Origin of the sequence: Pelomonas sp. V22 (assembly GCF_030014915.1) — a bacterium.
Classification (GTDB): Bacteria; Pseudomonadota; Gammaproteobacteria; order Burkholderiales; family Burkholderiaceae_C; genus JAUASW01.
Genome location: NZ_JAGIXS010000007.1, coordinates 349482 through 359848 on the forward strand (window position 1 = coordinate 349482; position 10367 = coordinate 359848).

Annotated in this window: 13 protein-coding genes; 2 read left to right on the forward strand and 11 right to left on the reverse strand. The window is 57.4% G+C overall.

The annotated features are described in order from the left end of the window. Positions 1–106 precede the first annotated feature (106 nt). From J7U46_RS20875 to J7U46_RS20920, 10 genes are all read right to left on the reverse strand, one after another. Positions 107–1300 carry a site-specific integrase gene (locus J7U46_RS20875; RefSeq protein ID WP_282829139.1) on the reverse strand — a complete coding sequence of 398 codons (1194 nt, stop codon included), beginning with the start codon at positions 1298–1300 and terminating at the stop codon, positions 107–109. Between the two features lie 296 nt (positions 1301–1596). Further along, complete coding sequence (locus tag J7U46_RS20880; RefSeq protein ID WP_282829140.1) at positions 1597–1992, reverse strand: hypothetical protein; 396 nt, start codon at positions 1990–1992, stop codon at positions 1597–1599. A 90-nt stretch (positions 1993–2082) separates the two neighbouring features. Next, positions 2083–3738: a hypothetical protein gene (locus tag J7U46_RS20885; RefSeq protein WP_282829141.1), complete on the reverse strand. Its 1656-nt coding sequence runs from the start codon at positions 3736–3738 to the stop codon at positions 2083–2085. Positions 3739–4171: 433 nt separating this feature from the next. Further along, complete coding sequence (locus J7U46_RS20890; protein WP_282829142.1) at positions 4172–4702, reverse strand: hypothetical protein; 531 nt, start codon at positions 4700–4702, stop codon at positions 4172–4174. Positions 4703–4913: 211 nt separating this feature from the next. Continuing rightward, entirely contained in the window at positions 4914–5063 is a 150-nt protein-coding gene (locus J7U46_RS20895; protein ID WP_282829143.1) for a hypothetical protein, read from the reverse strand. 14 nt (positions 5064–5077) lie between these two features. Then, positions 5078–5251 carry a hypothetical protein gene (locus J7U46_RS20900; RefSeq protein WP_282829144.1) on the reverse strand — a complete coding sequence of 58 codons (174 nt, stop codon included), beginning with the start codon at positions 5249–5251 and terminating at the stop codon, positions 5078–5080. Positions 5252–5377: 126 nt separating this feature from the next. After that, complete coding sequence (locus J7U46_RS20905) at positions 5378–5848, reverse strand: hypothetical protein (protein WP_282829145.1); 471 nt, start codon at positions 5846–5848, stop codon at positions 5378–5380. A 40-nt stretch (positions 5849–5888) separates the two neighbouring features. After that, positions 5889–6083: a hypothetical protein gene (locus J7U46_RS20910; protein ID WP_282829146.1), complete on the reverse strand. Its 195-nt coding sequence runs from the start codon at positions 6081–6083 to the stop codon at positions 5889–5891. A gap of 72 nt (positions 6084–6155) precedes the next feature. Beyond that, positions 6156–6530 (reverse strand): hypothetical protein, encoded by a 375-nt coding sequence (locus tag J7U46_RS20915; RefSeq protein ID WP_282829147.1) that lies wholly within the window; start codon positions 6528–6530, stop codon positions 6156–6158. Positions 6531–6610: 80 nt separating this feature from the next. Further along, positions 6611–7345, reverse strand: coding sequence for a hypothetical protein (locus J7U46_RS20920; RefSeq protein ID WP_282829148.1), 735 nt, complete (start codon positions 7343–7345; stop codon positions 6611–6613). A gap of 125 nt (positions 7346–7470) precedes the next feature. On the opposite strand from J7U46_RS20920, the gene J7U46_RS20925 reads away from it, so the two are divergent. Both J7U46_RS20925 and J7U46_RS20930 read left to right on the forward strand, forming a co-directional pair. Next, positions 7471–7806 carry a helix-turn-helix transcriptional regulator gene (locus tag J7U46_RS20925; RefSeq protein ID WP_282829149.1) on the forward strand — a complete coding sequence of 112 codons (336 nt, stop codon included), beginning with the start codon at positions 7471–7473 and terminating at the stop codon, positions 7804–7806. Positions 7807–8198: 392 nt separating this feature from the next. Further along, positions 8199–9026 (forward strand): hypothetical protein, encoded by an 828-nt coding sequence (locus tag J7U46_RS20930; protein ID WP_282829150.1) that lies wholly within the window; start codon positions 8199–8201, stop codon positions 9024–9026. A gap of 600 nt (positions 9027–9626) precedes the next feature. Here the strand turns inward: J7U46_RS20930 and J7U46_RS20935 are convergent. Beyond that, on the reverse strand, positions 9627–9926 hold the full coding sequence (locus tag J7U46_RS20935; protein ID WP_282829151.1) for an H-NS histone family protein: 300 nt from the start codon (positions 9924–9926) through the stop codon (positions 9627–9629). Positions 9927–10367: the final 441 nt, after the last annotated feature.

A 10367-nucleotide genomic window follows, 5' to 3' on the forward strand; every position in this document is an offset into this window, starting at 1 on the left:
CCGCTGGCGCGAAATTGAAACTTGATCCGAATCAAGGGCTTGCCAACATTTGATCTCGAACGCCGGGTGAAAAATGGGTGACCGAGGGTGATCTCGGCCACTCCATTCATGCCGCCTTCGGCAGCGGGATCGCTTTCGCATCCAGTACCGATGCCTTGTTGGCTGCGGCCTGCAAGGTTTCAGAGCTGAGATGAGAATAACGCTCAGTTACAGCGGCTGTGCTGTGGCCAAGAATCTTCTGAACTTCGTACAAAGTGCGGCCTGCATTGACCAGCATCGACGCGTAGTTATGGCGTAAATCATGTATCCGAAGATGAGGCAATCCAGCCTTCTTGCGGAGTCTGTCCCAGACCTTCATAAGGGTTGTGTAGGGTTTTCCAGTTTGGCGATTGATGAACAAGTGACCTTTCTCTCCTCGTGTGGGAAGTTGACCGAGTACGTGCAGAGCACTCTCGTTGAGTGGAACGGGGCGGGGGCGCTTGGACTTCGAGTTCTTGGCCGGAATCAGCCAATGGCGCTTCTCCAAGTCGATGTGCTCCCATTGAGCCGATAGAGCCTCGTTGAGGCGAGCGCCGGTGCACAGCAGGAACTGCGCGATCAGGCACGCAGGCCGATTGTCATCACTCTCCAGAACTTCGATCAGCGCATCGAGCTGAACCTTGGACAACACGTTCTCCATGCGGTTGTCTTCGTTGAACAGTCGGACGCGAGCCAGCGGATTTCGCTCTATCAAGTCCCACTCCACTGCCAAGTTAAGCGAGTGTCTAAAAACTTTCAATACGTGATCGGATGTGGCAGGACTTAAGCCGTTTTCACGCAGCGTGCCGTGATAAGACTGGACTTCGTGGCGGCTGATCTGATCGATGCGAATACTGCCGAATCGAGGCAGGATGCGCAGACGGAATAGCTCCTCATCCCGACGCCAGCTGCGCTTTCGCGGCTTGATGTACGGCAGGAACTTCGACGAGAAGAAGGCCTTCAGCGTCGGAGGCTCTACCGAGGTCACAACGACGGCTGGTGCCGGGCGATGCATGCCCAGTTCCAGTTCGGCCTTGAAGCGCTTGGCTGCCTCGCGGGCTTCGGCCAGGCTGACTTCGCCGGTGCGGCCTAGGCGCTCGTGCTTGGTCTTCTTGTCCGGGCTCTTGTAGCGCAGGTAGTAGATGCCCTCGCCGGGCTTGGTTTCGGCAACACGGATATACATGCCGCGCACGATGGGGCAGCAGAACTCGATGGAGCGCTCGCCGGCGGGGCAGATCAGTTTGCCGTCGACGAACTCCTGAGTAAGGGATTTCAGTTTCATGGGGTGCACCTCCAAGAGTTGGTTGAGCAACCGGGGCCGTAGGGGCGCCGGGAACGGACGGGAAGGGGTAGCCCCTGACGCGGTGGAATTCGCGCCATTCGGGGCCAATGCGGGGCAGGGTGGGCCAGCCAGGGCCGGGGCGCAGGTCGGGACCAGGCTCCCCGTCAGCGTTGGGCAGCGGGAAGCTGCAAACCTGGCAGGCTGGCGCGGCGTGGCGATCTGATGCGGGTCGCCTTTAGGCCGCACCGGTGGACTGCACAGGGCCTGGGCGGCTCATGCCGGCGCTGCCTTGGCTCTTATGCGGCGCTGCACTCTGGCTTGATGATGTAGCGATGCGTCTGGCCTTTGCCTCTGGTCTTGAGGCTGAGCGGCGAGTCGGGATTGCGCGCGATGGCGGCCAGGCAGCAGCCGATACGGCATTTCTCATCATGCTCAAGCCAAGACCACATCTCGCGACCGAAGAAGCGCCAGCTCTTCAGGGGCTGGCCTGCCTTCTTGGTGCACGTCGCAGCCAGGACGGCGGCGAGGACCGTCTGGTAGAGCAGTGGGCAAATGGCGTGGCCATTGGGCAGGCGTACGACACAGGGTGGTGTGCGTCGGCGGGAGAAGGCATATTTCTCGCCGTCGTGCGCGGGCTCGACATTGAAGGAAGTCCAGTCAAGGGACAGGCCGGTTGAGTTATCGAATTTCATGAATGTTCCTTTTGCGCCAACGCAGCGGCCCGCCACTCCCGTCAGGCTGGTGGCCTGGGGATCTGGCAAAGCTGGTGGGCTGGCTGTGGTTTAGTAGGTCTCGGCGGCGCCGATCAGGCGGTAGGTTTTTGCGCCCTTGGCGATGACGGTGAAGTCCCAGCGATGGCGGTCAGGATCACTGCCGCGATAGGCGTCGAGCACGCGCAGGACCTCGCGGCGGCTCACCTGAGCCTCTTTGCGGGCTTCGGCCACCAGTTCCATGCGGTTCGTCTTGCCCTTCAGGATGGTGGCGATGACGATCTCAATCAGGTCCGCGTCAGCTGCCATTTGGGCCTGCTGTTCAACTTGGGCCAGTTCGGCCTCGGGCACTTGGCGGACCGAGCCCAGCAACTCGGTGTAGTCGCTTGAAACGGCATAGCTATAGACCAAGCTATCCGGCAGCGGGCCACGGCGCTTGAAGTTCTTCATCGACACCAAGCGGGCGTTCGAATCAGCGCCGGCCGGCAGCGCCTGCATGGTCCAGGCGCAGTCGAAGTCGTCCACCATGTCCGAGGTGCCCGCATAGACCGGGCTGCCATTGGCACCGACATGCTTATTGGTGTGAGCCAACGCGATGACCGTGCCGCCCCTAAGAACGAAGCGGCGGATCTCAGCGGTGAACGCCACCATTGAGCGTTTGTCCATCAGATCGGTCAGTTTCTTTACCGTGTCCAGAATCAACACCATGCCCATTGCGTGGGGCGAATGGATGAGCTGCTGCAGTACCGCCAGGAACTCGCTGCTGGAGAAGCCCTGATGGCCTTCGGCGATCATGTGGAAGCCGAGTCGTTCCGCAATCAACACCTTGACCAGCAGTCCTTCGCTGTTGTCGTCCATGTTGAAGTAGTAGACCTTGCCGGCCGCAATGAAGCCCGTGCGGATAGCCGCTTCAATGGCGTGCAGCACCAGCAGCGTCTTGCCGCAGTTCGGGGCGGCGTAGAGGGCCGTGCATTGACCGAGGTGTGCAAAGCCACCGATTGCTTCCCCGAGGGCTTGAACACGTTCCCGCAGCGTGGCGGATGTACCAGTCAAGGAGTAGCGAGCCAGGGGATCAACTTCCTTGGTGTCGGCCGCTGTCGAGCGAGCCTCGACTTCGCTGCTGCCGGCCAATTGCATTGCGAGTGCCAACAGGTCTTCTTCGAACTGCTGATTGACTTCGACGGACGTGGCGGCGAACTCGCAATGCCCTTGCGGGTGAAGCAGCGCAATCTCACCGCTCTTCATCACCTTCAGCTCGCTGGACGCCGGGAACTGGCGCAGAGAGCGCGTGGAGGCACGCTTGAAGAACATCGTGACGCCACCCTTGCCGAGAATCAGCAGGAGCGGCTCAATGCCGTGACGCTCACACAGGCCGTGCAAGCCATCGTCAGCTGCACCCGTAGTCGCCGTGGCCACGAGATGGGAGCTTTCCACGAGGTGACCGACGCGATCATTCTGGTTTTGCTGCCAGTGATGCTCAATCGCCGTTTCAAGCGAATCTTGATCCAGCCAGTAAAGCGGATCTACCTTCGGCTTGAGCAGCGTCGGATCGATGGGGATAGCCGGCAAGCCAGCTGCATTCGCCTGCTTAATGAATCGGCAAGCTTCTGCGATCACGCTGGGGGGCGTGTCAGGATTGGCCGGCGGAGAGCCAGCTTTTATGGGTGTCGGTGCGGCGGTCAGGATGTTCTGGACCGGTTCGCCCGAGACCGAATCAGATGCGGTCATTTTGATCTTCAGTTAGCTAGTAAATCGCAAGCGCTTAGCCTGCGGCTGATCGGGCTAGCAAAGGCCCAACTCGGAGACTTCCGGTCCTTCCCAGAACCATGTCTCTCCGTACTGCTTACCTGATGCGTCGTTCTGCAGACTTCTCGACCCGTTAGGGGATGTCTAGCAATGACTGCGATCTTCGGCGCGCAATTCGTGCGTGTTTTCAGTGTACGGGATTTGCCGGCGCCCCGCGCCAGACCCGACCAGATTGCCAGGATCCCGCGCGTGCCAGCTCGCCGCCTCGGGTGGGGCCTGTTCTCCGGTCCGCAGGCCGAAACCGCGTTCAGTAGGCGGCGCAGGAGCAGGTCTTGCTCATTGAGGGGCAGAGATCGGTACCACCCGCTATTGAGCAGCCTGCGCTGTTAGACGTCAGCGAAAGTACAGATGTGCATCAGTGGAGCAGAAGCAGTTCTGCCGAGTGGTCCTGCTCGGCCTCCCAGGAAGGTGCTTCCAAATGGATCGTTGGCCATGGCCCATTCTTCAGGTCACGCTTCTCGTCGGCCTCGTCAGCTTCATGGCAGAGAGAGTTCAGACAGAGGTCGTCGTCCTTGAATTTGCAGCGCATCAGGCGCTTCCATTCAGAGTCGAATGTCCAGGCCTTGCTGCGACCAGTCGTTGGGTCAGGCGTAGCCCAAGATCGCGCCGGCATGCCGCGCAATCCCCCGCTGCTCCAATGCATTGCGAGCCACTTGATGGCGGTCGCGTGCAGCGGCGTCTTCTGGGCGTATCGCGCCATAGGTCCGAGTCTGCGGACGCTCCAAGTCTCTTCGTCTTCGTCGGGGTCAAAAGCGGCCAGCGCGACTGCTATTGCCAACAGGATTGGGTCGCTGTTGATCGTGGCAGCTTGGATGTCATGAAACGTCGGTTCCGCATTGCTCTCGGTTGAAGATGCTTCTACAAGGGAATTTGTTGGTTTACGCATTTACGTGCTTTCAGATGCTTGTTTAGATTTGCCCTTCTTCACGTGATTGGAGAAGGGACAAGTAAACGGGCTTGCCCTTGCTGAAATTTCGTTGCCGGCACCTCATCGCCAAGGCCCAGTTGAGCTGCCTGGTCGTAGCAAAAAAAATGAAGGAGGGCTCACCTCCCGGCCGATCGAATCGACAGGGAGGTGGGCATCTTGGTGAGCTGGCCTAGTGCCAGCAGGTCATCTCGGCTCGATCTTCAGGCTCCCGAGACAGGAGAGCCGCCTGATTGGCGATCAGCAGCGGCAGTAGATGATCCGGCGCGTCTTGATCAACGGCGGCTTGAGTGGCGGTGGAAATGCAATCTTGGAAGTTCATTGGTGGAAGTCCTTTCAGCGTGAGCGGAAGATGAAAAGGCAGAACAGCGCCGAGGCCAACAGGCCCAGAGCAACCCAGGGAAAGACAAACGTGAAGAGCGCGATGCAAAGAATCCCGATGGCTCGGGTGGACTTGAACGCGAAGGAGACGGCTGCCGCGACGAGCAGCGAGAAAGCCAGAGACAGCACGGGTGGACCTCGCTCAGTGCAGGGTGGTTCGTCATTGGGTTCGGCATAGGGGGCCGAGCCCGGTCGAGTCCACGACCGCCTTGCGTTTCAACGAGTTGCTGTTGGCTAGATCAGGAGAGCGCCGGACTAGGAATCCAACGCAGCAGCATTGGGCTGCTCCATCGCAACCAGCTTGCGCCGGCCTCGAATGGAACCCGGACGAGCGTCCAGACCCAAAGACACCTTGGAGGCGGCCAAGGCCTGTATGCGCTCCATAAGCGCTTCGGCATTCCCGGCCACATAGCCGCGCCCGGTTTCGACGTCGGCTTGCACCACGCCCAGGTGCCGCAGCACGGCCAGCAGGAAGCCGCTGGTGTTGATCGACTTGCCTTCGAAGAGCGGATGCAGCGTGGCGAAGGTCAGCGTTTCACCTTCGACCAGCAGGGCCTGAACGTCGGGCCAGGTCACCCAGTCGTTCGAGAACATGCCCTTCGATGAATTGGCGACCAGGCGAAGAACGAAGGTTTCGTCGGCGCGCATGCCGAACTGGAAAGTCAGCGTCGATCGATGAGACAGGGAAGGGCAGGTCTCGGCGAGTAGCACACGGATATCAAGCATTTAGGTTTTCCTTTCCGAGGGAATGAGCCCCTCATATAAGTTACTCAGTAGTGCGCGGTACATCGGAGTTAATAAGTTCCCTAAAGATAAGAATCAAGGCCAACGCCTCAGCGAAGTCGCGAGCGTGTCCTCCCTCGAATTCGAGAATGGCTGAGCGCTCTTCCCAGGCTTCCAGTTGCTCCTCGGTCAATCGAGCCACCTCGGCGTTGACGATGGGGTGCAGTGCGGCTTTCATCGGCGGTCCTCCGTTCGGGCAGTAAAAAGCCGCCTCGATGGGCGGCTGTAGGTGGTGGGTGGAAACTTCGATTCATGAAGCCTCCTGTCTGACATCGATGGCGAGCTGGTTGCATAGGTTCAATAGGCGTTGGTCCTCCGTGGTGGTTGGGATGTAGATCACATGGCCGAAGCCGTCGTCGCTGACGATGATGGTGAGTTCGAACCAGTGGGTGTGCTGAGCACAAAGCTCAATGGGGGCTTCGAGCAGCGAGAGCCTGAGGGCCTGGTCAAGGGCATCCAGCGAGTCTGCGGGAGCGAGGACGTGAATATTCACCAGCTCCGACAGTGGGATGTCGTCGAAGTCGGCGAGGTCGTCGAGTCGGCTCCTGATCAGAGGTTGAAGGTCGGAGTGGTTGGCTTGGGCGAGGAAGAGGTCGATAGATGGCGCATCGCGCAGGCAATGCATGGGTGGTCCTTTCTGAGTGGGCAAATGAAAACGCCCAGGGATTTCTCCGAGGGCGTGATGTGTGAGGTGTTGACGGTTGACTATTCTTTGCGTTTAAGTATTTCGTAAGTACCTCCGCATTGGCTTTGCACCTCCGCGATCAATGAATTGATTGAGCCGAACTTGGCTCCAATTGCGATTTCCCGCTCATTGTTAGCGCAGCGGTAAAGCAACTTGGGTGCCCCAAGGCTGGCGTAGAAATCCCTTTGCTCGCTATTGGCCTCTTTGACTGCTTGTGCTTGTCGCTCTAGATTGGCCGCTTCGTTTGCTTTGCGCTGCGCCTCAAACTCTGCTTGCCTTGCAGCTTCCGCCAACGATTTATCTTTTCTATCTTGCTGCTCAGTTTCGCGTTGTTGTCTGGCGTCGTATGCCGCTCTTTCTTCGGTGGTGAGGGACTCGTACCAAGCGACTTCAGCACGATCTGTATGAATGGCCGTTAGCGGTAAGGTAATTGCAATAAGTGCAAGTCGTGATAACAAGAGAGGAGTCCTCCCTAATCGATTCTCAATGGCCGCGGCGACTTTCTTGACCAACACTAAGCCGAGGAGAATTGCCGTCGTCGCGAGAATTGCATTCAATCCTGTGTACGGTTGACGGCAGGCGGCAATGATTCCCAGAAGTGAAAGTAGCGCAGATATCGGCCATACAAGAATATTGAAGATGGCACTTGCGTATCTTTTGGAAAGGGCGATGCGCTCAGCGTGCTCTTCATCGGTACGGTTGGATTTCCAGCTCAAGTAACTTAGTCGCAGAAGCTCTCTTATTGTTTGGCTCAATGGGTTCTCCGATAGGTTGGCTCAGCAGTTCGTGCCGAGGACAGGGGGCGTGAGATTTCTCGGCAATCAGGTGATGTAACGATAAACGTGACGACAATTATGTGCCCTGTTACGAGACTCGAAACATGTCTCGTGAGGAGGGTTCCACCACTGTCTTTGGCCGTCGCCTACGGGCGCGGCGAGAAGCACTTGGGTGGTCTCAAGAGAAGGTTGGAGTGCTCATCGGGATTGATGAGTCCAGCAGTAGGGCGCGGATCAGCCGATATGAATTGGGCGTTCATGAACCCGCAGTGCCTACGGCGAAGCTGATTGCTGACGCGTTGATGGTGCCGCTCGCCCACCTCTACTGTGAGGACGATGGTGTGGCCATGTTGTTGCTGGCACTGCAGCAACTGTCCCCGAGCGAGAGGGCAGCCCGAGTCAGCCAGTTCACACAGACATTGGCCGAAGGTAGCGCTTAGACCTCCCGGCCAGAAGCAACAAAGCCACCGCGAGGGTGGCGTCGTGTGTGCCTCATCCCGAAGCGTTAGTCAATGCAGCATCTGACGGTGAACTCCTCAAGGAACTCACCGTATGCGATCTTGGGCGAAACAATCTGGAAGCTATTCCACAGTGCGTGAATACGACTTCGACTCCACCACCCTGCTTATATCCTCGAATTAGGAAGGTCGGTTGCTAGCGAGTAGGGGGGAGTTGGATCGCAGCGACGTCATGCCTCCCGATTTGAGCTGTCGACGCTAAAGTCAAATGGTCGTAGAGCTGGGGCCGTTGTGGAAGTAGAGGCAGTAAACGCTGCAAGGAGCCGACACTTCCCTAAGACATGCCGGTTTAGGTTAGACAGGATGAGCTAAGCTTGTTGCTCAGCAGTGGCAACGACCTTCAGGTAATACCTATGCACCAACTAGATATTTTTGGCGCGTCGCCGAGTGATGACATTCAGGTGGGCGGAAAAGGCGATGAATATTATGTTTATAGGCATCGGTTTGCTGACGGAGCATTATATATAGGCAAGGGTTTGGGAGGCCGGTATTGCGATTTCAAGCGACGCAGTGTTACATATCTAAGGAAAGTTCATGAATTTGGCTTGCCGGAAGTGGAGATACTAGAAAGTGGTCTATCAGAAGAGCAGGCATTCCTGCGAGAGGCTCGTGAAATTTCTGAGGCTCGACGAAGCCGAAATGAACTTTTAAATGCAACTGATGGACTTGAAAAGGCTTCGGTTGGAACGATGCCTTGGCGCACGTTGCTCCACGCGAATTTGTCCAATCAACAGCTTCCCATTCCGTATCAACGCCTGATTTGCCTTGCACAAATTTCGCCGCCCAATCGCTGGATTGTTGACGCATCCATAATGGAGGCAGCCCTGGTGCTCAAATGTTCGATGAACGAGGTATTGGATTTTGTTGCCCGCCCGGCTGGTGGTGTCATGAACAACTTTCGCTTCGTGACTAAGTCGAAGCTATTGGAAGAGCGTCCTGACCTGGAGCGTCATTTCGTATCAAAAAAATTTGCTTTGCCGCAGGCTCAGTCAAGGTTGAGCCCTCGATTAGATGATGCGGATTTCTTTGGATATCCGGATGCCAATTTTGAATCGCCCAGCGCTGAAGAGCCACAAAGCGACGTGATCGAAGCGGCGTTGCCATTCGGGCGGCCAGTAAACGGCGATGAGCCTCCGTTCTAGACGGTGCGCGCATATGCAACATTGCCCCTCGCCCCTTATTTGTTTGGGGTTTGTGAGCGAGCATGAGCGTTCTGTGAACGGCTCATCGTACTAGTACCGTTAATCTGGCGGCATGCGGACTTGCTTGTTCAACTAGGGGCCGTAACCTGGTTACAAGAATAATGCACTGAACGCATTAATTCGCCTGCAGAGTGGGCTTCGAGAGGCTCACTAGGGCGATGAGGATGGGTCGGCGACCAACAACGCCAACTGGACGATCTCGGTTCGAAACGTTGCCCAAACAATCAAGACGCCCAGCTTGACATATGTGAGCGTGAGTCTCGGTTTACACAACTAAACAGTATTCGTGTCGCAGATAGGGCGCCCTCGACTGAGGCGTCGCGCAGGTTCCTTGTGTGCTATTCATGAATGTGTGAGCCTGATGTTGCTGCAGTCAGGCGCCGCAAAGGGTGTCGCGATCGGTTCCCTACTTTTTGTCGGATAGCGTGGTGCAAAGCTGAGAGGGCAAATCGCGCTTGGGCCTCCCGGCCAGAAGCAACAAAGCCACCGCTGGGGTGGCTCTGCTTATGCGTCATCCCGACGCGTCAATCAATACAGCAATCAGACGGCGAAGTCCTCAAGGCGCTTGCCGGCTGCGATCTTGGCGGCCAGCCATTTGGGCTTCAGGCCACGACCACTCCAGGTAGCGCCCGTCTCAGCATCACGGTACTTAGCCGCGACATGTGAGCCCGATTTCGGCCCTTTCGACTTGCCGATGGTGAGGTCTTCAACGGTAAGGCCATGCTCGGCCATCAGCGAGCGCACTTGCTGGATGGCGTCTGCGCGTGCACCGGATTGGGCGGCCACGATTTGGGCGTCCAGGGCGGCGCGCTGGGCGATTAGGTCTTTTAGGACTGTCATATCTACAGCGAATCCAAGTTGCAGTAGTGACTGCAGGTTGATTATATTGGCGCCGCCTTTGCGGGCGTTAGTATCGCGATGGCGGTGTGGCTACCCTCTGGTATTTGTCGACGAATGATCTACGGCATTTCGGATTGCCAGGCTGAATCACCATGTGTCTTGGATGTGTGAGCATACAGCGCTCCATCAAAGGCGCGACCAAATTCCTTGGCTGCATCAAGTCGTTTAACTAAGTCACCGATAGATAATCCCGGTAGTGCGGCGCTATGAGCAAGTCCAGTGCGCAAACTGGCCAGGGACTCAAGCAGTGCCACCACATCGGTTTTTGTAACCTTGTTTAGTGCGCCACGAGGGTCGCCTATTCCTAGGGAAGGTCTGCAAAACCCCTCGTCATTCCGACTGGCGCACTGCCTGAGCGGCTGGGACGATGCGGGGCATGGA

Bases quoted from the DNA above. Each gene is read 5' to 3' on its own strand.
- J7U46_RS20885 (WP_282829141.1), bottom strand. From the start codon at position 3,738: ATGACCGCATCTGATTCGGTCTCGGGCGAACCGGTCCAGAACATCCTG.
- J7U46_RS20910 (WP_282829146.1), bottom strand. From the start codon at position 6,083: ATGAAAGCCGCACTGCACCCCATCGTCAACGCCGAGGTGGCTCGATTG.
- J7U46_RS20890 (WP_282829142.1), bottom strand. From the start codon at position 4,702: ATGCGTAAACCAACAAATTCCCTTGTAGAAGCATCTTCAACCGAGAGC.
- J7U46_RS20905 (WP_282829145.1), bottom strand. From the start codon at position 5,848: ATGCTTGATATCCGTGTGCTACTCGCCGAGACCTGCCCTTCCCTGTCT.
- J7U46_RS20915 (WP_282829147.1), bottom strand. From the start codon at position 6,530: ATGCATTGCCTGCGCGATGCGCCATCTATCGACCTCTTCCTCGCCCAA.
- J7U46_RS20880 (WP_282829140.1), bottom strand. From the start codon at position 1,992: ATGAAATTCGATAACTCAACCGGCCTGTCCCTTGACTGGACTTCCTTC.
- J7U46_RS20925 (WP_282829149.1), top strand. From the start codon at position 7,471: ATGTCTCGTGAGGAGGGTTCCACCACTGTCTTTGGCCGTCGCCTACGG.
- J7U46_RS20895 (WP_282829143.1), bottom strand. From the start codon at position 5,063: ATGAACTTCCAAGATTGCATTTCCACCGCCACTCAAGCCGCCGTTGAT.
- J7U46_RS20875 (WP_282829139.1), bottom strand. From the start codon at position 1,300: ATGAAACTGAAATCCCTTACTCAGGAGTTCGTCGACGGCAAACTGATC.
- J7U46_RS20935 (WP_282829151.1), bottom strand. From the start codon at position 9,926: ATGACAGTCCTAAAAGACCTAATCGCCCAGCGCGCCGCCCTGGACGCC.